Here is a 26,844-nt window from a genome sequence, read left to right on the forward strand (position 1 = left end):
TGCGGATGTTGAACGAGTCAAAAATCTCTGTTGGAGAGAGTGGATAAAGTTGGTCAATTAATTAATGCAATTGGTATAAATGCTGGTATTTTTGCGTGTGTCGCGCTTCTTTGCTGCACAAGGATATTGCAATGAGGATAACGATTGAAGAGAGAAGCTGGCCCAATGCATCCATGGGTGCCAGCAGTAGCACCCCAAGAATAAAGGATGCTACTAACAGAACAATAATGAACTGAGAGGTGTAGTGTTGTCTACGAGTTTGCGAATAGTCCAAGTTTGCGATCCAATACGTGTATTTGCGTTACACTTGCATAGTTCGCCCTGTTAATTAACGTAATTTTACCGTCCGACATTTCAATCTCGTGATTACTTTTATAAAACAAACGAGAAATGTCATCTCTCTGCTTTTTATTGCTTTTAGACGCTAACAACCACGCCGGATACGTTGCCATTCCAAATGCAGCTACAACAATAAGGCCATAGAACAATACTGGCGACATTGTTGGCGCTATGTACAGGGAAAATAAAAACATAGCCATACTTGCAACGGTAAATATACCAGTAATTTTGCGAAAACGTATAACTTTCATAAGTTTATTTTCTGCATCAAGCAGCATCGAAAGACGCTTCTTCCACAGCTGCTCTGTCTCTAAACTCGTGCGTTCTTCAACCAGTTGAGGTTTTTTAAAAGCAGGATTGGTATTTTTAAACTGTTGAGCAAGCGCAAACACGTTTACCGCAGCGCCTTCATTAATAGCGCTCTGAAACGATTGTTCAAGCGTAGGTGATTGGTCAAATTGTTGTGAGTTATCTACTAATTTCACTGCGCACACTCCCCTCATTACTACACACTGAGTCTACTTCCGTACATTCAGAGGAAAAATTGCTGAAACCATACTTACTGATTAATAACGATACGCTTACATACGCAAATTGATATTGAACTTTAGCTCATTGAACTTTGGTATAAGTCATGTAGGGCAAGGCCTACAAGGGTGTGAAGACTATATGAAAAGCCATATAGCAGGTAGCGTAAGTCGCAGAAAAGCAGCCCGACTAAACGGGATTAACGTGGGCAAATTAGACTAATTGATAAGGTGAGTTTTATTGCTAAAGCGTTAGGGCTTGCGCAGCTTACTTAAAATACTGATCAAGTTACTTACATTAAATACCGTTCCAAAAATACTGCCCACGGAAATGGCATATAACAGCCCCAAAGTTTCAGCAACAAGAAAAACCTTTCTAATAGTGTGCGTATTGCGGATAACCAAAGATCCCACTGTAAAAATAAGTGAAGACGCATAGGCAATGAAGATTATCCAGCTGTGCTCTAGCACAAACCACTCATAAGCGAGGAAGCCTAGATTCACCGCAACAAAGAAAAATAAAATGGCATTGCTTCTATGTTTAATGGCAATAAAGTTACGAACGCTGGCAAGCAGTGTTCCAATGCCTGCGGCCATGGCATCTAGCATAAAAAAATGCATGCTAAGTGCACTTAAGGCAAACGCAGAAATAAGCAAATACTTGTCTACGTTAGTTTGGCGATACCCAATAAAATTTAAAACAACGGCTATTGCGCCAAAGCCTTCTGCAACTATGTTCATTAATATAAGCTCATTAAAATTTAAGGTAGAAAGGCTGACAAAGGGCTTTGTATTCACTGGTATATTCGCCCTTTTGATCCCTAATTATCAGCTCATTTTTGATTGCATTTTTCGCTATTAAGCTCGGCCATTCCCGATGTGCAGTAACGTTTTTAAGATTATCACTTGCGCCCTCCATTACTTTTTTAAAGTGGAACGCGCAAAGATAAGGCGATTTGTTAGATGTATGCTTTACATAAAGAATATCTGCCAGCGATAGGCCATAACCTTCAGCCGTTTCGATAACCGAGGCTTCCATCGACGCTGGGTACACACAGTACATTTGCCCTTGTTCTATTAACAACTTGCTGCTTGCACTAAAAAGTTCATCTGGGCCCAATGCAGACGTTTGCCTTGCCACGGAGCGAGATTGGCTTTGCTTGCTGTACGCATTTGAAAGTGTAGCTGGCGTGTTAAAGTAAGGTGGATTAGAAATCACTAGGTCATACAAGTGGGGGGAGGTGTAGCCAGTTACATCACAGCAGTAAATAAACAGCTGTTTGGCCCATTTTGCATTTTTAAAGTTGGTAGCGGCCTGCGCTGCGGCTTGCTCATCTATTTCTATCGCGTCAATTCTGGCTGCGCCATTATCGAACGAGCTGATGTCAATTGAACTGCTTTGAACATTCTGCTCTTCACCGTTCGGATTGCAAAAGTGCGCTGCTTTTTGGGCCATCATCAACGCTAAAATGCCACTGCCGGTGCCGATATCCAAGATGCGTGGGGCATGGCTGAGGTTTGCGCGAAACTGTGCCCAACTTCCTAAAATCAGACTGTCGGTATTCACTTTCATCGCGCATTTGTCCTGTGCTACGGTGAATTGTTTACAGCGGAACATAAGGAAGTCGTATTACCTAGTGCGTTAAAAGGCGCGCATTCTATATCAAGTCGGGTTGTGCTTCACGTTAAGGTTGTGACATTTACTGTGAGCGCTTATTTCCAGCGCTGCAGCGACATCATATTTCTGGCAACGTCAACGGCATGAACGGGTCGGTATTTCTTTAACGGGCCTTTCATTATGCTTTGCCATATGGGCGCCGTTTTCTGCGCTATATCTTCTAGCGTCCGCGACTCGTCGCGATTGCCTAACAATAACGAAGGGCGTACGGCAGAGGCATGGGGTAACTGAGGCATTCGCATAATCGCGTTTTCTAGCTCGCCTTTTACTCGTAAATAAAAGTTACTGCTTTTAGCATCAGCGCCTACCGATGATATCCATACAAAACTGTCCGCGCGCTGAGCTCGGGTCAGCTGTGCGGCAACATGAACATATTCAAAATCAACGCGGCGAAACGCTTGTTTCGATCCCGCCTTTTTAAGCGTGGTGCCCAGACAACAGTACACATGATTTACGCTAAAGTAGCCTTGATAGTCCTGTAGATTGTCGAAGTCGATAACCACGGGCTTTAGGCGATTGTGAGGGTCGTTAAACATACTGGAGGAGAGCGGTTTTCTGACTAAGCAGGTTACCTCATTGTACCGTCTATCCTGTAACAGCATATTTACAAGCGTTCGTCCCACTAAACCTGTCGCTCCTAGCACCATTGCGGATTTCATATGTCGCACCTTGTATCATAAATTGATATAACTACAATCAAACCTTCGACAGTCAAATATGCAGATAAAAATGAAAAAAGCCCTTTTAATTGGAGCCGCTATGCTCTCTACTGCTTTAAACGCTGAAACGCTCACTATTGAGCGTATTTTCTCTTCTCCTTCACTCGATGGCAACGCACCCCGTTCGTTAAAAGTATCACCTGACGGTCAACGGGTAACATTTCTTAAAGGTAAGCAAACCGACTACGAGCGCCTAGATCTATGGGAATACCATATTGAAAGTGGCCAAACTCGCATGCTTTTCGACTCAAACGACCTACAAAGCGGCGAAGAAGTGCTTTCTGATGAAGAGAAAGCGCGACGCGAGCGTATGCGTTTATCTGGCAGCGGTATTGTAAGCTACCAGTGGTCGGACGATGGTAAAGCATTACTTTTCCCATTAGGTGGCGATGTGTTTTATCACAAGCTGGGCGAAAAAGGGGCGAAGCAACTTTTAGATACTGACGCTTTTGAAACTGATATTAAATTATCACCAAAAGGTAACTACATTTCCTTCATTCGCGACCAGAACCTTTATGTAAAACACATTGAATCGGGTAAAGAAACGGCAATTACCAAAGAAGGTGGCGACAACATTAAATTTGGTATGGCCGAATTTGTGGCGCAAGAAGAAATGGGCCGTATGACCGGATACTGGTGGTCGCCAGATGAGACTAAAATTGCCTTTACCAAGGTTGATGAAAGCCCGGTAGATGTGATCACGCGTTCTGAAATCTATGCTGACGACATCAAGCTTATCGAACAAAAATACCCGAAAGCGGGCACGCCAAACGTCTTGGTGGAACTTGCTATTCAAGACATCAACTCTGGCGATCGCACTTGGGTTGATTTAGGTGAAGATAAAGACATTTATTTTGCTCGCGGTAAGTGGATGCCAAACAACACCACCTTCACATACCAATGGCAGACACGGGATCAGCAGACGTTAGAGCTGCGTGCGTTCGACCTTAACAGCAAAAAAGAAAACGTGCTGCTTACAGAATCAAGCAACACGTGGGTAAACCTGCACAACGACCTTTACTTCCTAAAAGACAAAGGCCAATTTATTTGGGCGTCTGAGCGCGACGGTTTTAAACACCTTTACCTATTCGACAACAGCGGCAAGCTGGTTAAGCAATTAACCAAAGGTGATTGGGTTGTAGACAGTGTTGAAGCTATTGATACAGCGAACAACCGTTTGTACTTCTCTGGCCGCAAAGACACTCCACTAGAAAGCCATGTTTACAGCGTGCCTTTAGATGGCGGCGAGATTTCACGTATCACTGAACTAGGCGCGTATCACAGCGCGGCATTTAGCAAAGATGCCTCTATCTTTATTGACCGTTTCTCAACGATTAACTCTCCTGCACAAGTTAGCCTAAATAGCGCCACCGGCGAGCGAATTACCTGGCTTGAAGAAAATAAAGTTGAAGAAGGCCACCCTCTGCACGCTTACATGGATAGCTGGACGGCACCTGAGTTTGGTGACATCTCCACAAAAGATGGCGCAACTCTTAAGTATCGAATTTACACGCCTGACACTGCCAAGCAAAACCCTAAACAGAAGCACCCTGTTATTGTTTACCTTTACGGCGGCCCGCACGCACAAGTGGTAACAAACAGCTGGGCGGGTAACCGTGGCTTGCTTTTCCAACACTGGGTTGACCAAGGTTATGTGGTATTTACGCTAGATAACCGCGGCTCTAACTATCGCGGTAAAGGCTTTGAAGATCCTATTTATAAAAAAATGGGCTTTATTGAAGTGGACGATCAGGTTGCAGGCGTGGAGTTCTTGCGTACGCTTGACTACGTGGACGCTGAACGTATTGGTGTTCATGGCCACAGCTATGGCGGCTACATGACGCTAATGACCATGTTCAAAGCGGGCGATTATTTTGCAGCGGGCGTGTCAGGTGCGCCGGTAACTGACTGGCGCCTATACGATACCCACTACACTGAACGCTACATGGGCAACCCAAATACAGATGATGATGCTTACACTGCGTCTTCAGTATTCCCGTACGCAAAAGATCTGAAGGGCGACCTTTTGATTTACCACGGCATGGCAGATGACAACGTGTTGTTTACCCATTCAACAATGCTCTACAAGCACCTTCAAGACTTGGCAATTCCATTTGAAACTATGGATTACCCGGGCAAGAAGCACAGCATTCGAGGCAAGCAAACGGGCATTCATTTATACAAAACTATTACTAACTTCTTTAACCGTAACTTGAAAGACTAATACGGTTAGAGCCTAGGGCCTGTTGATCTCTACTGTACATCCAAGCTCGACAAGCCCTAGAAAGTAGTAAAAAGCAAAAAGCGATGCTTATGAAGGCATCGCTTTTTTGTTTGGTCAGTTTAATTAACGCTTATTTTGTACATGTTTGCGTTGTAGCGCTTTGTGCACTTGCAGGGTGATTAGACTTTCTTTACTTGCTACTTGCTACTTGCTACTTGCTACTTCAAAGCATCAATCAAATATGACAAATGCAGAAACTAGCTAAACATCTGGGTTGCTAGGTTTTGCTGTACCGCCTGAGCAGACGATGCACTTAGTTCAATCTCAATAGGATCGGCTTTGCCCGACAGCCAAATTTTAAGCTCGGCGTCAGTATCAAAATGCCCTGCCGTCTCAACGATAAACTGCGTGATAGATTTATAAGGAATGGAGTGATAGTTCACTTTGCGCCCGGTAAGGCCTTGCTTATCTATAAGGATTAGGCGCTTGTTGGTGAATACACTTAAATCGCGCACTAGCTTAAACGCAGAGGTAACGGTTTCGTTAGCAGCAAGTATAGGCGTAAGCTCTTCTTGAACATCTGAAGCGCTAGTCTCGCTTGCATTCCCCATGATGGTATCAAATAAACCCATGACATTTCCTTTTAAGCAGAGGCAAGTTTAACTCGCCATTGAACTCTATGCGCCAGTGGCTTGGGTTTATCTAAAGCAAAGCCTTGACCGAAATCTACTTTAAGATCTCGTAAAACCTCGGCGGTCGCGTTATCGACCACAAACTCGGCTACGGTCTGTTTACCCATACTGTGCGCGATATTATTTATCGCAGTTACTGTAGCATGATCGATAGGATCGTGAACGATATTTCGCACAAATGAGCCGTCGATCTTAACGTAATCAACATCTAGGTTTTTCAGGTAGGTGAACGAGGACATACCAGCACCAAAGTCGTCTAAGGCAAAGCTACACCCCAAATCGCGTAGTGTAGAAATGAAATGTTTAGCAGCGCTTAAGTTAGTTACCGCTGTTGTTTCTGTAATCTCAAAACAAATTTTCTCAGCAGGTACAGAAGTACTTTGCATACGCTTGGCAATCTTATGCAGCGCCATTTCATCACCCAATGTAATACCCGATAAATTAATCGCGACTTTGCCCACGTTATCGATGTGAGCGGGGTTACGTTCAAGGGTTTTAAGGGTGTTATCTACCACCCACATATCCACTTTGTTCATTAAACCGTGACGTTCTGCCAACGGGATGAAAAGCCCCGGGCTTATAAGACCACTGTCTTTTGCATTTAGACGAAGCAAAATCTCGTAATGCTGAAGTTGGGCGGCCTTTTCTTGGTTGGGCACGTTAAGCGGCATGATAGCTTGGCTATACAACTCAAACCCGTCGTTTTGTAATGCGTGATGCAAGGCATGTAACACCTGGTTTTCACTGTCATCAATGGCCATTTGCGAGTCATTATCATGAAACACAAAGTAACGGTTTCGACCCAAGTGTTTGGCTTTGTAACACGCGTTGTCAGCAGCTTTAATTAACGCTTCTGCACTTTGTGTACTCTCGTTTATTTCAATAACGCCAATGCTTGCCCCTACAAAGAACAACTTGTCGTCATAAACAAAACGATAATTTGAAATCGCCAATAAAAGCTTGTCTAGGCGCTTGGTCACCTCATCCAAACTTTGATTGCGAAATATAATGCAGAACTCGTCTCCCCCTATTCGGGCAAGCAGATCTTGCCCATTCACGTATTGCCTAAATATGGTGGAGATTTCTTTTAGTAGCTTATCGCCGGCTGGATGACCACAGCTGTCGTTTACTAACTTGAATCGATCCATATCGATAAAGCACATCACGCTTTGCTTGTGGTAAGCGCGAGGCGAATTGATACTCGCCACTTTTTCAAAATCAACGTGGTTTAAAGTCTTGCTCTCGCCCTGCTGACCAGCCGCTTTATGCGTTTCATCAAGGATCGCTCGCAGTTTCTCATCAAATGCATAGCGATTAAACAGCCCGGTTAACTGGTCATGGTTAGCTTGAAAATACACTTCTTCCTGCAGCGCCAGCTCTTTCGTCACATCGCGAGCTATGCCTTCAACGGCAACCAGTAATCCTTGCTCGTCGACAATGGGCGTGTCTGAAAATTCAATCGCTAACGGCTCGCCGACCTTGCCTTGATAATGCACAATATAAGGCTCGGGCTTTTCGCCACGGGCAATGGTTTGGCGTATCTCAAACGTCTCGTCAGGTACTTGGCGAACGTACTTCGACTCGTTCGCACAGAAGTCTTCTGCGCTAAACCCTAAAATCTTTTCAATACCCGCGCTCACATACATAAAGTTGTGCTCAACGGTCTTGGTGTAAACAAAATGGCGGTGCATACCGTCAACTAAGCGGCGATACTTTTCTTCGCTACGCTTAAGATCGTGCTGAGCACGAAAACGCTCGGTAATATCCCTTACCGTAATCGCGATATTTTCGCCGGCTTTAACCACTTGTATTTTAATCCATTCTGGCCAAATTTTATCGCTAACTACTTGAACATGCGCTTCATAAGGTACGCCATTTATGGCCACGTTCTTTGCGTTTTCAAATTGATCGTACATACCTAAAAAGCGGGTTTGCTCTGCCAAACTCATCGCTCGCAGTGCGTCACAGGCACCACGGAATAAATAGCGGCTGTAGGAGTTTGCTTCCACAAGCGAGAAGTCACCATCTGCAGGTTGATAAATAAGTAGTGCGTCAAGAGATGCCTCGCTAGCCGTGAGGTAACGCTGTTGACTTACTGATAAATTAACTGCACCTTTAAGCTGCTTGTGCAGTACATAGCTCACCAAAGCCGACATCAGTAGCCCAATTATGATTATCAACAAACCCGCATTATAGGGGCTAAGTTGAGACTGCATAGTAAGATAGAACTCTCGCTCTAAAAACGTGAATGGCTCAAGCCTTACTATGGAACCATCGTTCAGTAACTCACCGCTTTGAAATAATATTTCGTTGTCACCCTGAAGCTGAAAGTTAAACTGCGGCCCCACTAACTCGCCTAACATCACGGTTAATATAGTCTGTACGTCGAACCCCGCCACCAAAAATCCGTGCTCAGGCTCTTGAGGGCTTATGGCTCTGCCTACAAGGATAAAGTGATGTTGAGCGGCATCTGAATACAAAAGTGTGCTTTCCAAATCCTCGGACAAACGCGATATGTTTAAGCCCAATGCATCCATAGGGCGGCCAATGAGGCTGTTGTCTATACGGGTTTTGATACCGGAAGATGGTGTTGCCACCCACGCTATCTCACCGCTCGCATCGACAAATACCAACGATGAAAAGCCTCGCTGCATGCCCATCAATGACAGGGCTTGCGCATTAAACCAGTCTACTTGGTTTGGCTCAAAGGTGGGCCAGTTTCGCATCAGGTTGTGCAGCGCTTGAATACGTTCGCTTGAGAAAACTTCAAGACTAATTTTTACCTGCTCGGCAACCGACTGCGCCTTAGAAATACGTGCTGCGCGTTCATCGTTTTGAATAAAAACACCAGCAGAAACAAATAAAAAGGTGAGAAAAAGAAACAAAACCGTAGGTAAGGCGTAAATACGATGGTTGTGTTTGCTTAACATGTGCCTGTCTCCGGTAACTAGCGCCGGTATACTAAAGTAGAATTATTAAATAAATATGAATTGTCTTATGTGGTATAGGCTCTGGCGTTATCTAATAGTATCTGGCACTGTAAGGCTTTCGATTTCCTTTTAGTGCGTAAAGGCCCTTGTCGGCGCTACCCCACAAAAAAACCAAAATGAAAAGAGCGTTACTTAATGAGTATTTCTCCAAATTTCGAAGATATAAAACAAGCCTATGAACGTATAAAAGGCGACGTAAAGAAAACGCCAATTGTTGAATCTTCGTTGCTCAACAAGTGGATGGGCAACCGCATTTTGTTCAAAGCAGAGTGCTTACAGACCATCGGGGCATTCAAAATTCGTGGTGCGATGAATTTTTTAGCACGGTTAAAAGAGGAAGGAAGATTACCACAACATGTGGTAGCCAATAGCTCTGGAAATCATGCACAAGCGGTTGCTTATGCGGCAGCACATTTCGGCTGTAGCGCCACAATTTTCGCAAGCGAAACTATATCGCCAATTAAAGCTGCCGCTACGCAAAGCTATGGTGCTGAATTAAAACTATTCCCTACCCGTCCAGAAGCAGACGCGGCTGTCGAGCAAGCATCAAAAGCGCCAGACACAGTCTGGATACCGCCGTTTAACCACAAAGATATTGTGGCAGGACAAGGCACGGCAACGTTAGAAGCGCTTAACGAAATTGGTGAGGTAGATGCTGTCTTTGCGCCGTGTGGTGGCGGAGGGTTATTGTCGGGCTCATTACTAGCAACTCGCGCACTACAGCCAAATGCATTGGTCATTGGCGCTGAGCCTGCCGAAGCCAATGATGCCTCTATGTCGTTGCAAGCTGGTGAGATCATTGCTTTAGACTATGCTCCAAATACCTTAGCAGACGGTGCAGCCACGCCTTCTGTTGGCGATGTAACGTTTCCTATACTGCAAGAAATAGATGATTTCTACGAAGTGGATGAGCTGCAAATTGCTTATTGGACCCAATGGCTACATCATTTACTAAAGCTTCATATTGAGCCCACGAGCGCGATGACCATGGCTGCAGTAGCGGCTTGGGCTGCCAACACTCCACCTGGGCAAACCGCTCTTGTTATATTGAGTGGTGGCAACATTAGCCAGTCGAGTATGGCTAAGATTTGGGAGAGAGATTTTTTGCTGCAGCCTCCCATTCTTGAACTTGATGACGAAGACGAATTTGAAGACACCGAGCGTGCCGAGGCATAGCGTTGCGTTAGTGCGCAGCTATTGAAACTTGAGCAGCTCGGTATAAAAACTAAAAAACAAAGAATAAAACAGAAATAAAAAAGGCAGAAACTCACTATGAACTCTACATTGTCGGCACTGACATTTAAAAAGCACTCGCTTTCAAAATTGCTAACCGCAACGTTTGCAACAGCGGCAACGTTAGGCGCTATGACCACCTCGCTTACGGTGGATGCTGCAACGCTAGTCGAGAACGTAAAAGGCTATACCTTAAATGAAAAGGGTGAACTCACTACTTTTAAAAATCTTCTTTTGGACGAAGGTAAGGTAGTAGCACTAGACATAGAGAAAGGCAAAACCTCTGTTGATGACACCATAGACGGCGAAGGCAAAGTCATGCTTCCCGGCCTTATCGACGCTCACGGTCACCTTCTCGGTCTAGGGGCAAACTTACTAGAAGTTGACTTACGTGAAAGTAAAAGTGCGAAAGACGCTGCCAAGATGGTTGCCGAATACGCTTTTGCGAATGGACAACAAGCTTGGATTACCGGGCGCGGTTGGAACCAGGAATTGTGGTCTGACAGAGCGTTTCCAACAGCGGCTGATCTAGATAAAGTCATTTCTGACCGACCTGTGGCGCTAGCTCGTGTAGACAGCCACGCTACCTGGGTGAACAGTAAAGCGATGGAAATCGCGGGTATAACTAAAAACACCCAATCGCCCGCAGGGGGCGAAATCATTAAGGACGCTGACGGTAATCCTACCGGTGTTTTCATTGATAATGCATCTCAATTAATTGAAGCGCATTTGCCTAAAGCAAGCAGCGCTATTTACGAGCAACAATTACATGCAGCAGGTGAGCACTTACTAGCAAATGGCGTTACGTCAATGCACGATGCTGGCGTAGGCAGAGACGTTTACGATTTCTATTTAAAAGAATCGGTAGAAGGTGACTTGCCCGTGCGTATTTATGCCATGGTGAGTGCTACAGATCCTGATCTCAGCACCATGCTGGGCAATGGTACTATTCGCGACCAAGACGACTTTTTATATATTCGTTCGGTAAAAGCCTATGGCGACGGTGCACTAGGTAGCCGAGGCGCAGCATTGCTTGAACCTTATTCAGATGCACCGCATCAACATGGTTTGCTGTTAACTCAACCAGAAGATATGACCCAACTGTTTACTACGGTAATTGGTGCGGGCTTCCAGCTTAACTACCATGCCATTGGTGATAAGGCTAACCATGTTGCACTGAACGAGTTTGAAACCACGTTTAAGAGTATTGGCGGCAGCGAACTGCGCAACCGCATTGAGCATGCACAGGTGATTGCGCCTGACGACCTAGCCCGCTTTGCTTCGCTGAAGGTCTTACCTTCCATGCAGCCTACTCACGCCACCAGCGATAAGAACATGGCGGAAGATCGCCTTGGCAAAGATCGTATGAAAGGCGCTTACGCGTGGAAAACGCTACTCGATTCGGGCATTGCACTGCCCTTAGGCTCTGATTTCCCTGTTGAGCTTGCTAACCCATTTTACGGGCTTCACGCTGCGGTTACGCGACAAGACAGAAACAATCAACCCGTAAAAGGTTGGTATGCCCACGAAGCGTTAACCATTGAACAAGCCTTTAAAGGGTTTACATTAGATGCTGCCTACGCAGGGCACATGGAAGATACCTTGGGCACACTGACGCCAGGAAAATGGGCAGACTTTATCTTGGTCGACCAAGATATTTTTACCATTGATGCCAAAGACATTTGGAAAACCGAAGTACACGCAACTTATGTGGCTGGAGAAGAAGTTTTTTCTAAATGAGTAGCGAAAACAAAAGCCTGTTAACCAAAGGGATTGGCGGCATTGGCGCTGCCCTTTTGGTGTTAAATGGCCTTATTGGGGCGGGCATTTTTGCTCTGCCCGCTAAAATGGCCGCTGAGCTCGGCGCTTTCAGCCCTTACATCTTTTTGATTTTTGGCACGCTAATGCTGGCCATAGTGTGGTGTTTTGGGCAGCTAGCGGCGCTGTACCAAGAAACCGGTGGACCTGTGGTGTACGCCCAGAAAGGCTTCGGCGACGCAGCGGCGTTTCAAACTGGCTTTATTTACTATTTAGCTCGCGCAACCGCGATTGCCGCCAACATGCACGTGTTATTGCTGTACGCCGGCTATGTGTGGCCCGAACTGAATGCGGGAATAGGCAAGTCATTCGCTATTATTGCGCTTACCACAGCACTAATCGTAGTGAATATTGTTGGCCTTAAGGCCGCCATGCGTTCACTTGATACTATCTCGGTGCTAAAACTGCTGCCTTTCGTGGCGCTTATTGCGGTTGGTTACTGGCAGCTCGATTTTTCTACTGCGCTAACACGTTCTTCGGAAACCGTTGTACCTGCGTTTGACACCTTTTCTGCCGGTGCCCTACTTACGCTTTACGCCTTTATTGGTTTTGAAACGGTAGTGGTCACGAGCGGCGAGACCAGTTCACCAAAAAAGACCATACCTCGGGCTTTAATGCTTACAGTTTCAGGTATCGCCATATTTTACTTTTGCGTGCAGTGGCTTTATTGGCACACTGTAGGGCCTGCAAAGCCGGATAGCGCACCACTTATTGCACTCGCCAATATGATATTTGGCGAAACTGGGGCGCTTATAATGACGCTAACCGCCGTGGTGTCGGTTGCCGGTAACTTACTGGCAAATATGATTTCTACGTCTCGGCTGACGTTTTCTATGGCCCAGCAGTCACTTATTCCAGGTAAACTGGGACAGAAGTTAGGCGAGATTCATGCGCCCTTTGCTACCCCAGCAGTTTCCATATTAATACTGGGAATGTTTGCCGGTACTATGGCACTTAGCGGTAGCTTTGTGTGGTTAGCTATTTCCAGTGTGCTTGCCCGGCTTGTGGTTTACGCCGTGTGTGTAGTGGTGTTGATGAAAGCACAGCGGGCTTCATTGCAAGGTGCTACCTTGCAGAGCGCTTCTTCACAAAGCAGCATGCAGCAAGATAATTCTGAGAATGACGCTTATTTTAACGGCTCTGCAGGCGCATTTGCCAGCCCTGTAAACCTGTTTCGACGTCTGATACCCTTTGTCGCACTAGCGGTTTGCGCATGGTCTATTGCACAGTCGTCAACCAACGCGTGGCTATTTTTACTGGGTGAATTAGTGGTTGGCGCACTGCTTTATTTTTTTTATTTCGCTCCAAGCAACAAAGAATCAAAAGGTTAAACCGTGGAAATTCAAGTTATACCCGTTACGCCCTTTGCCCAAAACTGTTCATTAATTTGGGATTCATCCACTAACAAAGGCGCGTTTGTCGACCCAGGCGGCGACGTTGAAAAGTTGATTGTAGCTGCATCGAATAAAGGCGTGAGTATAGAGAAAATTATACTCACTCATGGGCACTTAGATCATGTGGGCGGCACTGTCGCCATTGCTGAACATTACGGTGTCCCCATTGTAGGGCCGCATATTGGCGATAAATTCTGGCTAGATGCACTTATGCAGCAAAGCCAGATGTTTGGCTTTCCACCCGCCCAGCCTTTTGCTCCCAACGAGTGGTTAAACGACAACGATACCATTTCAGTGGGCAATTTAACGCTAGAAGTGCTGCATTGCCCGGGTCATACACCTGGTCATGTGGTGCTGGTAGAACGCTCAAGTAATCGCGTTATTGTGGGTGATGTAATTTTCGCAGGCTCTATTGGCAGAACTGATTTCCCACAAGGTAATCATCAGCAATTAATCGACTCGATTAAACAGAAAATTATGGTGCTGCCGGATAATATGACGATTTACCCGGGTCATGGGCCAACCACTACGGTTGCAACCGAAAAGGCCACGAATCCTTATGTTTCGAGTCAATTCGGATAAAACCTCACGTTTTATAAGCAGTGAAAGAACAAAAAGGCGAGGTGCGTTGAACAAGCTTTTGCTTGTTTCGCCCTCGCCTTTCGCTTATTTAAAGCTTGCTATGCATTCGCTTAGCGCAATGTCTATAAAGCGTTATTAACTAACGCTTATTCGTATGCACCGCTAGCATAATGCAACTCATAGCTGTGGCTATAAATTTCAAGGATGTTGCCAAACGGGTCTTCCATGTAAATCATGCGGTAAGGCTTTTCACCCGGATAGTAATAACGCGGCGCCTTCATTCGCTTTTTACCACCAGCAGCGACAATTTTTTCAGCCAAGCCTTCTACATCTGGGTCTTGAACACAGAAATGAAAGATACCGGTTTTCCAATATTCAAAGTTGTTTTCTGGGTTCTCTTGGTTGCTGAACTCAAAAATTTCAACGCCGACACGATCACCTGTTGAAAGGTGCGCAATGCGGAATTTCCCCCAACCTGGACCAAATACATCGGTACACATTTCGCCAATGGCCGAGTCATCTTCAACAATCTCGGTTGGCTTCATGATGAGGTACCAGCCAAGTACTTCAGTATAAAATTTCACGGCAGCTTCTAAGTCAGGTACCGAAATTCCAATATGAGAAAACGTACGTGGATATGGTGTTTTTACTGCTTCAGTCATCACTTACTCCTATGTAGTGCAAGTTATCGAAATGGCTTAAGCGGCCGCCTCGTCAAGAAGGCCAACTCGAACACCGCTTAAGTGAATGTGCATACATAGTAGCTAGACAAAGATGAAACATGAAATTATGATATTTTCTAAATTTAATAATTTTAAATTATAGAAAATGATAAACCCTACTTGGCTAGACACCTTCATCACGTTAGTAGAAACGGGGAACTTTACGCGCACCGCAGAGCAACGGTTTATGACGCAGCCGGGCGTAAGTCAGCACCTTAAGAAACTGGAAGAGGCATGTCAGTGTGAACTAGTCATCCGTTTAGGCAAGGGGATTCAGCTAACTGAACAGGGCCAGCGTGTGTACCACTATGCCAAGGAGCAGCAGGAAAAAGAGCAAGATTTTATTGCCAGCTTAAAGTTTGACGCCCCTTTTGAAGGTAAGTGTGTAGTGGCCTGCTCGGGTGCGATTGCTCAGCGTATTTACCCTGCTCTGCTGGCACTGCAAAAACAGCATAGCGCGCTTAATATTCACGTGGAAGTCGCACCTCGTCGTACTATTTTGTCAGGCATTGCGAACAATACGCTGGAGCTTGGCATTGTGACAAACCAGCCAGAGAGCGAAGATATACATAGTGAGTATTTAGGCGAAGAAGCATTGGGGCTTATTCTACCGCGTAGCCTACCTGACGCGCTTGCTGCGCAGATTCCTGAGTTATCTGATAATACGCAGGGTTGTATCTCTAATTCGGGTTCGGGTTCGGGTTCGGGTTCGGGTTCGGGTTCGGGTTCGGGTTCGGGTTCGGGTTCGGGTTCGGGTTCGGTAGCAAAAGTAGCAAGCGTATCTGGAAAAGCAAAGAGTAAAACTGATGGTGGTAGAACATTAAAAGCCGTCATCAAGCATCTAGGGCTTATTAATCACCCTGATGCCATGCACTACTTGCAGCGCTATTTTAACGATTGCGGAGAAGCTGAGTTAGCCAACATTAATCCGAATAAGCTACCTCATACCGGCTACATCAACCAACTTTCGCAAATTCTACTGCCGGTAAGCGAAGGGTTGGGTTACACCGTGCTGCCCACCAGCACACTAGACTTTGTGTCTTTTGCCGACAAACTTACCGTCTACAAAGCTAAAAATGAAGTAACCGAGCCCCTATACAGTGTTCAAACACCCCACAGCGCTCTACCCGCCCGCTACCAAGTAGTGAAACAAGCCATCAGGCAAGTATTGGGTTAAAAATTGGGGTCAGAGTACATTATCGATCTAGCTAACCTGAGTATTGGGGTCAGAGTACATTATTCCGCTAGGTTACCAACCAAGCGCTAAGCTTTTAGAGAGTGGGGCCATTTAAGTTATTCTGGGTTACTAACTAAGCGCCGAGCTTTTTGAGAGCGGCGCAATTAAAGTTACTCTGACCCCATAATTCGTGATTAGTCGTGAAGCGATGGATCTGGTGCAACCATATCGGCTTCTTTTTTGTGTTCAGGGACATCCACTTTACCCGAGGCTATGACTTCGCCTTCCTGCCATAGCTTCCACTCACCCCGTTCATAGATATCCCACTGTTCATCGTTTGTTAGCGGTTCAGTAGCAATAATGCTCACTACATCTTTTGGCGTGGTTTCAGCTGCAAAATCAATTTCCACCTCTACATCACTCAAACAAGCGGGGCCAAAAGGTGCTCTGCGGGTAATGCTAGCTAACTTTGTACTACAGAACGTAAACAACCAGTCGCCATTGCTCAGCAAGCAATTGAATACACCTTGCTGAGCGTACTCCTTTGCAAGTGAAACTAACGTTTCAGCTAACTGCTCAGGCATAGCGTCTCGGGGGAGATTTTGCCTAACGTTATTCATAATATCGCAGAAAAGCTCTTCGCTATCGGTATCCCCAACTGCTTCGTAAACACCCGTCCGGCGCGAGAAATTAGGTAGTTGTCCGTTGTGCGCAAACACCCAGTATCGCCCCCACAGTTCGCGAGTAAAGGGATGCGTGTTAGCTAAGTTAATGTTACCCACATTAGCCTGACGAATATGGCAAATCGCATTCTTGCTTTTTATAGGCAACTTCGAAACAAAGTCTGCGATGGGTGATGTGGCGCAAGGCTCGGGATCGTGAAACATACGCACGCCCTTCCCTTCATAAAAAGCAACGCCCCAGCCGTCTTTATGCGGCCCTGTTTCACCACCGCGGCGAGTCAGCCCGGTAAAACTAAAACATAGGTCAGTAGGAGTGTTCGCACTCATGCCTAAAAGTTCACACACAACGTTTGTCACCTATAGCAGTTATTTCATTAAGTATGTCGAGAATACGCAAGCACTCGAGCCGAATCAATTCGACATTGGTCCGTAATAAAGGAGAAGCGGCAGACTTTACAACTCATTCACCTTTTTAAACCCAATGACCTTCATACCACTTTATTTTAATTGAATTGCGTAAAAACGTCCGTTTTATGTTTACCTCCCCTTTCATTTACAATAAATAATAATGATAATCAATTACAAAAAAACTATTCTTTCATATATATGATGCGCTACCACTCTTTCTCGATTTATTCGCTTTTCGTCATTGTTATGTGTTCGGTGTTATTACCTTACACTTCTTTTGCTAACGAGGTTTCGCCTTCAACTCATATCGCTAATACTGGGAACAACAAGGTAAATCAAACCTTTAAGCATTTATTAAGCGAACATTAAATCGTGGCAATTGGTGATATACACGGCTCCGCAGCACCGACAGAGCTCTTAATCAACGCTCTGTCTGATCGTGATATCTTTGAGAGTGTCGACGTTATTGTGACTGAGTTCGGTAATAGCCATTACCAGCCCGAGTTGGATGATTATCTGCTTAACCCCAATACAAAGGTTTCACTGCAAGAGTTAGAGCCTTTGTGGCAGGACAGTATTTATTTCATGGCGTGGCAATATAAGCATTACCGACATTTCGTACAGACACTAAGGTTACTCAATGCATCGTCAAACCATAAAGTGCGCATAGCTCTAGCTGAACCAGAGTTTAAATGGGAAGGATTGAGCAAAGAGCAATGGCAGTCTCTCACCAAAATACGCATTGTGAACTATGAGAAAACTGTGAAGCAGGTAGCTGAACAAAACGATAAAGCGATTCTTCTGTTTGGCGCAATGCATACATTAAAGCAGCCTGTATCGTTAAAGCGGGGAGAAGCAGTCAATGAATTTGTGCCCTTTATTTCTAAACTTAAGGACCTAAATATTGCGACAATATGGACCCATTTTTCTACATCGACAATACCTGACATTTCTACTCCTACGCTCGTTTTGCTTAACGAAAAGAATGAATTGAACTCCCCTTTATCCAGCGTTTCAGCACGATTTGCAGACGGCACAAATCAAAAGCTTTCAAACGTTGCTGACGCATACTATTACCCGGGTCCTTTGAACCGTCATGCGCCAGTGCCTTCACATATTAAACAAAACAGCCAATGGCACCACGAAATGAATCGGCGCGCCGCAATAGTTGACGAACGAGTCTCAGCACAAATCGCTAAGCAATTAGCTGAATGGCAAGCCGAAACCGACTAGCAATACGAAATTATGGGGTCAGAGTACTTTTTTAGTAATGTACTCTGACCCCATTTATTCGGTGCGTTATTGGGGCTGACAAATCTCATGTAGTGCTGAAGGGGCGTCGACACTGAGATAAAGTGTGTCCATCGGCTCAATAAAAGTCGCTAAACCCGAGTAATACTTTTGTTCTGACACAAAGGTAAGCTTAACGTTTGCGTTGCCTCTACCGAAATGGAACTGTTCTTTTATTGAAGCAGCCATCCAACTGCCTGTTTCTACTTGTTTAATATTGGAAAGTGGAATAACAGTCATTCCCCACCACGAATTATTCACCATAAGCTTATCTTTTATAAGGTAAACAGAGTAATACTTGCTGACTCTGTAGTTAGCAATAAACATCACTATGAGGTAAAAAACCAAGGTTGCCACCACAATGGCAACCGTTTCACTCCAAAGTGCTATGGCGAGATAACTTGCATACGTCGCAACTACAAGCGCTACACAAACCAGTGACACATGCCACCACTGTGCGGACCATAAACGCAGATTGGCTATGGCGGGAACATGGTTTCTACTAAAACGAGGTATGGCGTAGTACCAACTGGCGGGCTCATGAGCAAACATAAGTGCCAACTCTAACTTCTTTGCTTCCTTTGATCCTTTTTCATAAATGTTATCGCCTTCATATTGTTCCAGCATATGAATTCGCGGATCGCCAGAGAGCTTTCGAGCCCCCCACAACGCTTTAACTATCGTTACCAGAAGGAGAATTTCTATCACCATCAATACTGCAATAACCGGGTATTTAAGGTAGGTAATGAATTCAAAGTAATAGGCTAACTGCTCTGGATAGTTATAGCGTGCGACCAAACTACTTAAAGAAAGAACTAACAATAATTTCCACAGCGCCTGTTTGCCAATTCGAATGATCCAGAAATAGTAAAGTACAGGCAAAAAGACAAAATATGCCAACGTGACCAGCAAGGTATTACGCCACTGTGTATTAGCCCAAATACTTTCAAAGGAGAAGGTTATGTCAGGAAGGGTTTCAGGTAAAAATAATGTGCCCACATAAAAGCAGGCAGCAGCAACTATTAGAAAAGCTATCCGGTATTTAACGGGTTTGCGCATAATTCATCCCTGATGCGTTAAACAAGCTGGCTGAATGCCGAACCAGCGTTACACCTACCATACTGAAAATGCGCCGAAACCAAAAGCGTAAATCGTAAAACTAATGGGGTCAGAGTACATTACTTAGAAATGTACTCCGACCCCATTAATTTAATGTACTCTGACCCCATTTTTTAAGCGGCTTTTACTTTGGGAGAGTCTTCGTGCTCAGTAGCGCTGCTTTGAGTATCGCTTTTTGTGTTGCGTAACTCGTCTGTAGTTTGGCTATCGCGTACGTTCTTCTGCACCGTAATAGCGGCGAAAAGGCTTAATATGAAGGCCATGCCGAAGAAGCCTTTTTCACTCAATAAAAGCTCAGCATTTAATAAGCCAACCACTAACAATACGATGGCTGATGCGGTGGCTACGGCTGATGCAAGGAAGTACGCTTTGGTAGTTGGCACACCTTCCATTTTATCGCGTACCGTTTTTTGTAAGCTCACCACAGAAAACAAGCCAAATAACATAATGGTGAAGTAATAACCTTTTTCATTAAGCGCCATTGGGGCATTGTAAAGGCCGATAAAATAAGCGGCTACACCCACAACTAGGGCTGCCAGTGAAGCTATTCGAAATGCTTTCGTTGGTTTATTCTGAGTCTGCATTGTTAAATTCCTCGATAATAGTTGTCTCACCGTTGCTCGCAAAAATAACTGCCTTTTCCGATAAATCGTATTTCTGCATGTAACGAGCAAGGCTTCCAAATGTAGTTGTTTCCACCTTACGACCGTGATCGGACAGCGTCACGCCGTCGCTGAACATACTCGCCAAGCCAAGTTTGGCGCGGCTCATGTTTACTTTTTGCGGCGTAAAATATGCCTTTGCATTAGCTTTTAGCTGGGCTATATCTGTGGTGGAGTACACCGCAGCATTCAGCACATCTAAGGTGTACTCGGTACAGTTTTGTCGTTCACTGTTGAATGGGTTAGCAACCACTGAATAGCGTGGGTTATGCAACAATTTTGCTTTATCTTCGCTGTACATACTTATAAGCGCTTGCTGCACGGCAGCCGATGGGATAATGAGGCCTGCTTCGAGCGCATAAGCACTCCAGAAAAAATCTACCGGATAATCGGTAACTAAATGACTCACGTCTTGTTCATCAGCATCTTGATACAAATTATGGATTGCATAGCTTTTGGCTGTCTCACCATTATCCAACTGAATGCTTGAGTAGATAGCAATAGCAGTGTGCGTGAAGCGAATGCCCTCCGGCATGTCTTCAATCGGTCTACCTCGCCTTGCAATAATGAAAGCACGAGCTCCTTGGCTTGCCGCATACTTTTCTACTTCTTTAGAAAAAATGGCAATGGCTTCTGGTGAAAACGAAGGTTTTCCGTGCTGCTGACTACCTGCCAAAGCTAGATTAGCGTTGGCAGTAAGTAGTACCAAAGCCACAGCCATTGAATACAAAAACGTTTTCATACTCTTCCCTGCTTAGATTTTCTCGACTTGCACTGAATAAGACCCACTTAAAGCGCTCACTAATTTTTATGAAGTACTAGATGCACAACGCTTCGCTGTAGCAGTTTTTTACCAAGCTACAGCAATTTTTATAGCTTCCAGTCGCACTCCAAAGCGCTAGCAATTAATCACCGTTAGCGTTTAGTTGTGGTAGTAGTTGTCGTAGTCGTTGTGGTGTTAGTGGTCGCAACGACTTTGTTTGGTGCAGGGTCTGCTGTAATGATTGTTTCGGTAATCACTAACGGCTGGTTATTATCAACGGAGGACTGATGACTAGCTTCGTGAATACTGCGGCTACTCTCGTCAATAACACTTTCAGCTACTGCGCTACCTGCCACTACAGCACTGCCGGTTAGTATCACGGGGACAGCAACTACTGCACTCGCTACTGACGCCGTCGTTGCTAAGCCTTCAGATGCGGCAAGCGCGCTATGTTTACTGGCTTTGCCACTGTGGTCGATGGAATCATCTGCCATTACAGAATGGGTAAGAAGCGCACTACTTAATAGTGCAGTTAACATCAATGTTGAACGCGAATTTTTCATATCACTTGCTCCTAGTATGTAAAGGCGAGATGTGCCTGAACATGTTCTACACTAGAACCAAGAATAAATTTCGTAAACCACAATCGCTGATGTAGTATTAAATTACACCACAAGTATAAATATTTAATACCATGAGCCAAATTAACCTTGTTTACGACACGCTTAAACAATGTTTACGAGAGCAGCGATTTACCTACAAACAGATCGCACAGAAACTGAACGTAAGCGAGGCCAGCGTAAAACGAAATTTCTCTCTACAGGCTTTCAGCCTCGACAAGCTGGAACAGATTTGTGAATGTCTAAATTTGTCATTAAGCGACCTTTTTAGCCTGTCGCAAAAGCAGCAGGAAAAAATATCACAGCTGTCTGAGAAGCAAGAAATGGAGCTACTTGCCAATCCCAAGCTACTGCTTGCAGCCGTATGTGTGCGTGATGGCTGGCGATTCTCGGAAATCATCAAGCACTACAATATTTCTGAGGTCGAGGGCATTAAGCTAATGACAACCTTAGACAAACTTAAGCTTATAGAGCTGTTACCGAATAACCGCTACAAGCTACTTATTGCGCAAAACTTTCGCTGGATCCCTGGTGGTCCGCTAGAAAAATTTATGGAGCAGGAAGTAATGGTGAAGTTTATGGCCCCAAAGAAGAACGAGCCATGGATGTTCCGTTTCTATTTACGCGGCCGCTATTCTCAGACCTCGGTTTCGATTATTCAGCGCCGTCTTGAACAACTGCGACAAGAGGCAGCAAAACTCAGCAGCGAAGATAATGCCCTACCAATTGAAGAACGCCAGCACATTGGTCTTTTAATGGCGATGCGGCCTTGGGAACCCTCGCTTTTTGAAAACATGAAGCGAAAATAACCCTGTCGAAGTATATTTGGGGGGTCAGAGTACATTAAATAAAAAAGTACTCCGACCCCATTTTTTGCTACTCAAAAAAGTACTCTGACCCCATTATTGGGAGGCGCTTTTTGCCTGTATGGTGACGGGTGCTCTGTTGGAGAGCAGCAGATAAACCATGCTGGCGATGATTAACCCTACAAACCACGCATAGGCGTAAAGCATATCGAAAATAGCAGGCACGCTTTCTATAAATCCTGCCGCGTGCATAAAGCCAGGGATATTGGGTAAAATGCCTATAACAAGCGCAGTCACACCCGCCATGTTCCAACCGTTGTTCGCGCCATATTCGCCAGCGTGTTGAAATAGCGCATCTATGTTTAAGGTCGATTTTCTTAAGATAAAATAGTCGGCAATTAGAATACCCGCGATAGGGCCAAGCAGCGCAGAATATCCCGTAAGCCACGTAAATAAATAGCCACCCGCGGTTTCAAGCAGCTTCCAGGGGAAAATAGCGACGCCGATACCAGCGGTTATATAGCCGCCCATTTTGAAGCTTATTTTCGAAGGCGCCATATTCGAAAAGCCATAAGCTGGGGCTACCATGTTAGCGGCTAGATTTGTGGTTAACGTTGCGAGTGCTAATGCAGCAAGTGCCAACACAACACCCATGCCGCCCATTCGACCGGCTAGCGCAACAGGGTCCCATATGGCCTCACCATAAATGGTGACCGTTGCTGACGTTACCGCTACACCGATAAAGGCAAATAGCGCCATGGGTAATGGCAAGCCGATAGCTTGGCCTAACATTTGGTCTTTTTGTGATTTTGCAAAACGCGTGAAATCGGGAATGTTCAACGCCATGGTTGCCCAGAAGCCCACCATAGAGGTTAAGCCCGCGAAGAAGGCTGTCCAAAACTGCCCTTCTTTGGCTCCACCTTCAACAAACTGAGACGGCGTTGACAACATTTCGCCAAACCCACCAGCATTAGCGTATGCCCAACCAAGAAGCGCTAAGCCCATTAAGATCAAAAATGGTGCAGCAAAAGTTTCAAGCCAACGAATAGATTCGGTGCCGTGTTTTATAAAAACCAAGTGCATCGCCCAGAAAGCGAAGAAGCACAGAGTTTGTGTGATATCGATACCTAAAAATGGTAGTGCCTGCCCCACAAATGCGTCGCCGCTCACGCTATTTAAAATAACGTAAATAGCACTGCCGCCAACCCATGTGTTAATTCCAAACCAGCCACATGCAACAAGCCCACGGGCCAAAGCAGGAATTTTCGCGCCTTTGGTGCCAAATGCGCTACGTAATAATACGGGAAAAGGTAAGCCGTATTTTGCACCTGCATGACCAATTAACATCATAGGTACAAGCACGATGATGTTGCCCAACAGCACGGTTATTACTGCCTGGTACCAATTCATGCCTTCTGATACCAGACCGGCAGATAAGAGGTAAGTAGGTACACAAACCACCATCGCAACCCATAATGCCGCATAGTCTTTCCACACCCAGGTTCTGGTTTCCGCGTTGGTTGGCGCTAAATCTTCATTCCATAAATCGCCATCGTAATGGGAAGGTTTTGTCATGGTCTGATTGTTGGTGTTATCCACGATCTATTTCCTTATTGGGTTTGCTATTACTTGTTGCTTCTTTTTACACAGCGTCATGCTCGGCAAAGCGGTAGGTTAAAAAATGCATCAGCACTCTCAACGGCGAAACGATTAGATTAGAGGCTCGCTGCTAACCTTTATTGGGGCCTGCTGATCTTTGGTGTACAACAAAGATCAACAACCCCTAGCAAAAAAGAAAAGCAAAAATACTGCCGCTTCGCGCGCTTTGTTAACGCGAAACCTAAATACCGTTTTGCTACGTCGGTATTTAGGTTAGCTACGCACGTTTCTTTTTAGAAGTAGGTGATACGCTTTATTTTGTTAAACAAAGCGCAACTACGCTAATTAGAAATTACGTCTTACCGTTACGCCATACGTCCTAGGCTTCGCATAGGAAATCTGGCTGGTTCCATAAAAACCAGTTACGTCAAAGCCAATAAGTTCATGGTCTGAGTCAAACAGGTTATCTATATAAGCCGCTATTAGCCATTTATCCTCAGCGTCTACCCAGGTTAAACGAGTATCAGCCGTGGCATAGCTATCAATTTCATGAGCGGTAAAATTCCGCGCATTGTGAAAGGTTTCCGACTGATAATTGGCTGACAGTTGGGCTGCCATATTGCCGTCGAAGGCGTCCCAGTTATAGCGAAGCATGGCAGATGCTTGATACTCTGGGGTAAATGGCGGCGTTGTATCAGCAAAGTACCCAGAAGCCACTTCTAAGTCTTCAACCACTGCATCGGTATATGAAAAGTTAACCATTACATCTAAGCTGTCTGTCGGGGTTAAGAACACTTCTAATTCAACGCCACTAAATGAGGCTTCTTCGTTTGACACCACCCCCGCATTATTCACCCACGAAAACGACTGGTAATCGCTGTAGTCATAGTAAAAAACATTGGCATTGAAGACGCCGCTTCCGTGCATAAAAGCATGCTTTAAACCCGCTTCATACGCAGTAAGTTCTTCGGGTTCGTATAAGCTGAAACCTCCTTGAAGCGGGGCATTGAAACTCCCCGCTTTTACGCCCCGATTGATGCCTGCATAGTACAAGCTATTACCCACACTGTATTCCAGCTGTAGCTTTGCCGACCACAGATTTTGATCGTTAGAATCGACCAAAGTCTCTAAAGACGTCGTTGTGGTGTCAATTTCGATAACTCGGTCGTTAGTATTCTCGTTTTGATACACATTACCCACAAAGTCTTTGTCTTCACGGGTGTAACGCAACCCACCAACCAGAACAAGATCGTCACTCAGGCTATAGTCTATTTGCCCAAATACAGAATAAGATTCGGTTTCAAGAGACACCAGGGTGTTATTTTCTTCACCGCCTAAGAAAAAGGTGGTGGGTGAACCCGCCAAGCCTTGGCTATAATCCGTATCGATAGAGAGGTAATAAAGCCCCCCAACCCACTTTAAGTCTGCGGATTCACCTGAGAAGCGAAACTCTTGGCTGAACTGCTCTATGGTGCTGTTAGATTGAAAAATAAGTTCGGGTGACGCTGTTTGGTCGGAGTCGAGGCCAACGGTACGTTTAAACTCTTTGTAATCAGACATGGCGAAGAAATCGAAGCTTTCAAATGCATAGTCTAGTGTTGCCGCGAGGCCTTTTGACTTGATCTTGTTTTGATCGTCAAAGGCAAAGTCTTTATTTACTTTATTGCCCGACCCATCAGGGTCGAAGTTACCGTTGAAGTCGCCGCCTTGCACAGGACGGAAAGGATCGCCATTGAAGTTGCCGTCTACGCACACGCCTGCCTGAATAGTGTCGCAGCCAAGTGGGTCGTCAGCAGCGTAAATAACGTCAATCACATTGCCGTCGGCATCTTTTATCTCGGTGGTATTCACCACCTGATAAGGGCCTTCACTTTTGGTTGTATCTGACCAGTTTCCGCTTAGCAGTAACGAGCCTTGCTCACCAATATCGAACAGCAGCTGAGCACGAAACGCTTTAGTATCATCGTTGTACCCATCTTCCCCGCCTCCCACAGAGCCTAAACGGGTATCGGGTGCAGCACCGTCTTCATAAATATTCTCTAGTATCTCACCTTGTCGATTGGTAAACCCAGAAAAGCGACCATAAATGCCGTCTGCTAGTTCGCCTGATATCGCCCCTTCGAAGCGGTATTGCTCGAAACGTGCGGCAGTAAATTCCGCGTAGCCTTCTGTATCTGCAGTGGGCTTGGCGGTGATCGTATTAACCAGTCCGCCTGTGGCATTTCTTCCGAATAGTGTTCCCTGTGGGCCTTTGAGAATTTCGATGCGAGCCACATCGAACAAACCAAAGGTTTGTGCTTGGGTACTGGCTAAATAGCCACCGTCAACGTATACGGCCACCGGCGCTTCCGCCAAGTCAGCGTAATCATTTTGCACCACGCCTCGAATATTGAAAATAGCACGCTGACCACCGATATCACCGGCCAACGATACGCCAGGGGTAAACGCGATAAGCTCAGTACTGCTTTCAAGGCCAAGTGCCTCTAATTGTTTACCAGAAAACGCAGTAATAGCGATCCCTACATCGCTTATATTCTCGTTGCGCTTTTGCGCGGTAACTTCAATACTTTCCCAAACATTCTCTGCAGCAAAGGCCGCTGGCGTACTTAACGCCATAGCTACGGTTAACGCCAGCAGACGCTTGTGTGTGTTTAACGTATGCATGTTTTACTCTCGTTTATAGTTCTTTTTAACAAGCCTTGCGGCGGTGTTGTCCCGATATTTTTATAAGAGTAACGGTCGACGTGAACTGCATATCGATTGCCACTGGGGTGCAAACCTAAGGCAGGACTGGAGAGG

At 45.4% G+C, this 26,844-nt stretch carries 22 protein-coding genes; 8 read left to right on the forward strand and 14 right to left on the reverse strand.

Annotation, left to right across the window (positions count from 1 at the left end; genetic code table 11):
* Positions 1–251: 251 nt before the first annotated feature.
* The 4 genes from QME20_RS14145 to QME20_RS14160 form a co-directional block, all read right to left on the reverse strand.
* On the reverse strand, positions 252–824 hold the full coding sequence (locus QME20_RS14145; protein WP_281716109.1) for a hypothetical protein: 573 nt from the start codon (positions 822–824) through the stop codon (positions 252–254).
* A gap of 294 nt (positions 825–1,118) precedes the next feature.
* Entirely contained in the window at positions 1,119–1,607 is a 489-nt protein-coding gene (locus tag QME20_RS14150; protein ID WP_049588721.1) for a YgjV family protein, read from the reverse strand.
* Between the two features lie 13 nt (positions 1,608–1,620).
* On the reverse strand, positions 1,621–2,439 hold the full coding sequence (locus tag QME20_RS14155; RefSeq protein ID WP_049588720.1) for a methyltransferase: 819 nt from the start codon (positions 2,437–2,439) through the stop codon (positions 1,621–1,623).
* Between the two features lie 140 nt (positions 2,440–2,579).
* Positions 2,580–3,203, reverse strand: coding sequence for an NAD(P)H-binding protein (locus tag QME20_RS14160; RefSeq protein ID WP_014950755.1), 624 nt, complete (start codon positions 3,201–3,203; stop codon positions 2,580–2,582).
* Between the two features lie 70 nt (positions 3,204–3,273).
* Between QME20_RS14160 and QME20_RS14165 the strand changes: the two genes are divergently transcribed.
* Positions 3,274–5,487: a S9 family peptidase gene (locus QME20_RS14165; protein ID WP_281716110.1), complete on the forward strand. Its 2,214-nt coding sequence runs from the start codon at positions 3,274–3,276 to the stop codon at positions 5,485–5,487.
* 257 nt (positions 5,488–5,744) lie between these two features.
* On the opposite strand, the gene QME20_RS14170 is transcribed toward QME20_RS14165, so the two are convergent.
* Positions 5,745–6,119 carry a PH domain-containing protein gene (locus tag QME20_RS14170; RefSeq protein WP_014950757.1) on the reverse strand — a complete coding sequence of 125 codons (375 nt, stop codon included), beginning with the start codon at positions 6,117–6,119 and terminating at the stop codon, positions 5,745–5,747.
* Positions 6,120–6,130: 11 nt separating this feature from the next.
* Positions 6,131–9,109 carry a bifunctional diguanylate cyclase/phosphodiesterase gene (locus QME20_RS14175; protein ID WP_281716111.1) on the reverse strand — a complete coding sequence of 993 codons (2,979 nt, stop codon included), beginning with the start codon at positions 9,107–9,109 and terminating at the stop codon, positions 6,131–6,133.
* A gap of 195 nt (positions 9,110–9,304) precedes the next feature.
* On the opposite strand from QME20_RS14175, the gene QME20_RS14180 reads away from it, so the two are divergent.
* From QME20_RS14180 to QME20_RS14195, 4 genes are all read left to right on the forward strand, one after another.
* Positions 9,305–10,345: a serine/threonine dehydratase gene (locus QME20_RS14180; RefSeq protein WP_168533806.1), complete on the forward strand. Its 1,041-nt coding sequence runs from the start codon at positions 9,305–9,307 to the stop codon at positions 10,343–10,345.
* 96 nt (positions 10,346–10,441) lie between these two features.
* Positions 10,442–12,142 carry an amidohydrolase gene (locus QME20_RS14185; protein ID WP_281716112.1) on the forward strand — a complete coding sequence of 567 codons (1,701 nt, stop codon included), beginning with the start codon at positions 10,442–10,444 and terminating at the stop codon, positions 12,140–12,142.
* On the forward strand, positions 12,139–13,551 hold the full coding sequence (locus tag QME20_RS14190; RefSeq protein WP_168533802.1) for an APC family permease: 1,413 nt from the start codon (positions 12,139–12,141) through the stop codon (positions 13,549–13,551). Before QME20_RS14185 ends, QME20_RS14190 begins: the two co-directional genes overlap by 4 nt.
* 3 nt (positions 13,552–13,554) lie before the next feature.
* Positions 13,555–14,196, forward strand: a complete 642-nt coding sequence (locus tag QME20_RS14195; RefSeq protein ID WP_187447117.1) for an MBL fold metallo-hydrolase — start codon at positions 13,555–13,557, stop codon at positions 14,194–14,196.
* A gap of 146 nt (positions 14,197–14,342) precedes the next feature.
* On the opposite strand, the gene QME20_RS14200 is transcribed toward QME20_RS14195, so the two are convergent.
* A complete protein-coding gene (locus QME20_RS14200) occupies positions 14,343–14,858 on the reverse strand; it encodes a lactoylglutathione lyase family protein (RefSeq protein WP_014950763.1) in 516 nt (171 codons plus the stop codon).
* A gap of 166 nt (positions 14,859–15,024) precedes the next feature.
* Between QME20_RS14200 and QME20_RS14205 the strand changes: the two genes are divergently transcribed.
* The gene (locus QME20_RS14205) at positions 15,025–16,095 is read left to right on the forward strand and encodes a LysR family transcriptional regulator (protein ID WP_281716113.1); all 1,071 of its coding nucleotides are present in this window, start codon (positions 15,025–15,027) and stop codon (positions 16,093–16,095) included.
* Positions 16,096–16,289: 194 nt separating this feature from the next.
* Here the strand turns inward: QME20_RS14205 and QME20_RS14210 are convergent, their stop codons facing one another.
* Positions 16,290–17,123: a class II glutamine amidotransferase gene (locus QME20_RS14210; RefSeq protein WP_014950765.1), complete on the reverse strand. Its 834-nt coding sequence runs from the start codon at positions 17,121–17,123 to the stop codon at positions 16,290–16,292.
* 435 nt (positions 17,124–17,558) lie between these two features.
* Here QME20_RS14210 and QME20_RS14215 point away from each other — a divergent pair, with 435 nt between their 5' ends.
* Positions 17,559–18,419 (forward strand): hypothetical protein, encoded by an 861-nt coding sequence (locus tag QME20_RS14215; RefSeq protein ID WP_281716114.1) that lies wholly within the window; start codon positions 17,559–17,561, stop codon positions 18,417–18,419.
* 66 nt (positions 18,420–18,485) lie between these two features.
* Here the strand turns inward: QME20_RS14215 and QME20_RS14220 are convergent, their stop codons facing one another.
* The 4 genes from QME20_RS14220 to QME20_RS14235 form a co-directional block, all read right to left on the reverse strand.
* Entirely contained in the window at positions 18,486–19,535 is a 1,050-nt protein-coding gene (locus tag QME20_RS14220) for a hypothetical protein (RefSeq protein WP_281716115.1), read from the reverse strand.
* Positions 19,536–19,708: 173 nt separating this feature from the next.
* Entirely contained in the window at positions 19,709–20,179 is a 471-nt protein-coding gene (yiaA, locus tag QME20_RS14225; RefSeq protein ID WP_281716116.1) for an inner membrane protein YiaA, read from the reverse strand.
* The gene (locus QME20_RS14230; protein WP_281716117.1) at positions 20,163–20,999 is read right to left on the reverse strand and encodes a DUF2145 domain-containing protein; all 837 of its coding nucleotides are present in this window, start codon (positions 20,997–20,999) and stop codon (positions 20,163–20,165) included. Before QME20_RS14230 ends, yiaA begins: the two co-directional genes overlap by 17 nt.
* Before the next feature lie 173 nt (positions 21,000–21,172).
* Positions 21,173–21,583, reverse strand: coding sequence for a hypothetical protein (locus QME20_RS14235; RefSeq protein ID WP_281716118.1), 411 nt, complete (start codon positions 21,581–21,583; stop codon positions 21,173–21,175).
* A gap of 131 nt (positions 21,584–21,714) precedes the next feature.
* On the opposite strand from QME20_RS14235, the gene QME20_RS14240 reads away from it, so the two are divergent.
* Entirely contained in the window at positions 21,715–22,449 is a 735-nt protein-coding gene (locus QME20_RS14240; protein ID WP_039228657.1) for a helix-turn-helix domain-containing protein, read from the forward strand.
* 93 nt (positions 22,450–22,542) lie between these two features.
* On the opposite strand, the gene QME20_RS14245 is transcribed toward QME20_RS14240, so the two are convergent.
* Both QME20_RS14245 and QME20_RS14250 read right to left on the reverse strand, forming a co-directional pair.
* Positions 22,543–24,045 (reverse strand): NCS1 family nucleobase:cation symporter-1, encoded by a 1,503-nt coding sequence (locus QME20_RS14245; protein ID WP_281716119.1) that lies wholly within the window; start codon positions 24,043–24,045, stop codon positions 22,543–22,545.
* Between the two features lie 345 nt (positions 24,046–24,390).
* A complete protein-coding gene (locus tag QME20_RS14250) occupies positions 24,391–26,709 on the reverse strand; it encodes a TonB-dependent receptor (RefSeq protein ID WP_281716120.1) in 2,319 nt (772 codons plus the stop codon).
* Positions 26,710–26,844: the final 135 nt, after the last annotated feature.

The sequence above is a fragment of the Alteromonas sp. CyTr2 genome, from assembly GCF_947311905.1.
Classification (GTDB): Bacteria; Pseudomonadota; Gammaproteobacteria; order Enterobacterales; family Alteromonadaceae; genus Alteromonas; species Alteromonas macleodii.

What these genes read in the sequence shown, in the direction of transcription:
- QME20_RS14230 (WP_281716117.1), bottom strand. Translation starts at nt 20,999, where the DNA reads ATGAAAACGTTTTTGTATTCAATGGCTGTGGCTTTGGTACTACTTACT.
- QME20_RS14170 (WP_014950757.1), bottom strand. Translation starts at nt 6,119, where the DNA reads ATGGGTTTATTTGATACCATCATGGGGAATGCAAGCGAGACTAGCGCT.
- QME20_RS14150 (WP_049588721.1), bottom strand. Translation starts at nt 1,607, where the DNA reads ATGAACATAGTTGCAGAAGGCTTTGGCGCAATAGCCGTTGTTTTAAAT.
- QME20_RS14240 (WP_039228657.1), top strand. Translation starts at nt 21,715, where the DNA reads ATGAGCCAAATTAACCTTGTTTACGACACGCTTAAACAATGTTTACGA.
- QME20_RS14235 (WP_281716118.1), bottom strand. Translation starts at nt 21,583, where the DNA reads ATGAAAAATTCGCGTTCAACATTGATGTTAACTGCACTATTAAGTAGT.
- QME20_RS14185 (WP_281716112.1), top strand. Translation starts at nt 10,442, where the DNA reads ATGAACTCTACATTGTCGGCACTGACATTTAAAAAGCACTCGCTTTCA.
- QME20_RS14250 (WP_281716120.1), bottom strand. Translation starts at nt 26,709, where the DNA reads ATGCATACGTTAAACACACACAAGCGTCTGCTGGCGTTAACCGTAGCT.
- QME20_RS14155 (WP_049588720.1), bottom strand. Translation starts at nt 2,439, where the DNA reads ATGAAAGTGAATACCGACAGTCTGATTTTAGGAAGTTGGGCACAGTTT.
- QME20_RS14205 (WP_281716113.1), top strand. Translation starts at nt 15,025, where the DNA reads ATGATAAACCCTACTTGGCTAGACACCTTCATCACGTTAGTAGAAACG.
- QME20_RS14175 (WP_281716111.1), bottom strand. Translation starts at nt 9,109, where the DNA reads ATGTTAAGCAAACACAACCATCGTATTTACGCCTTACCTACGGTTTTG.
- QME20_RS14160 (WP_014950755.1), bottom strand. Translation starts at nt 3,203, where the DNA reads ATGAAATCCGCAATGGTGCTAGGAGCGACAGGTTTAGTGGGACGAACG.
- QME20_RS14200 (WP_014950763.1), bottom strand. Translation starts at nt 14,858, where the DNA reads ATGACTGAAGCAGTAAAAACACCATATCCACGTACGTTTTCTCATATT.
- QME20_RS14220 (WP_281716115.1), bottom strand. Translation starts at nt 19,535, where the DNA reads ATGCGCAAACCCGTTAAATACCGGATAGCTTTTCTAATAGTTGCTGCT.
- QME20_RS14180 (WP_168533806.1), top strand. Translation starts at nt 9,305, where the DNA reads ATGAGTATTTCTCCAAATTTCGAAGATATAAAACAAGCCTATGAACGT.
- yiaA (WP_281716116.1), bottom strand. Translation starts at nt 20,179, where the DNA reads ATGCAGACTCAGAATAAACCAACGAAAGCATTTCGAATAGCTTCACTG.
- QME20_RS14190 (WP_168533802.1), top strand. Translation starts at nt 12,139, where the DNA reads ATGAGTAGCGAAAACAAAAGCCTGTTAACCAAAGGGATTGGCGGCATT.
- QME20_RS14165 (WP_281716110.1), top strand. Translation starts at nt 3,274, where the DNA reads ATGAAAAAAGCCCTTTTAATTGGAGCCGCTATGCTCTCTACTGCTTTA.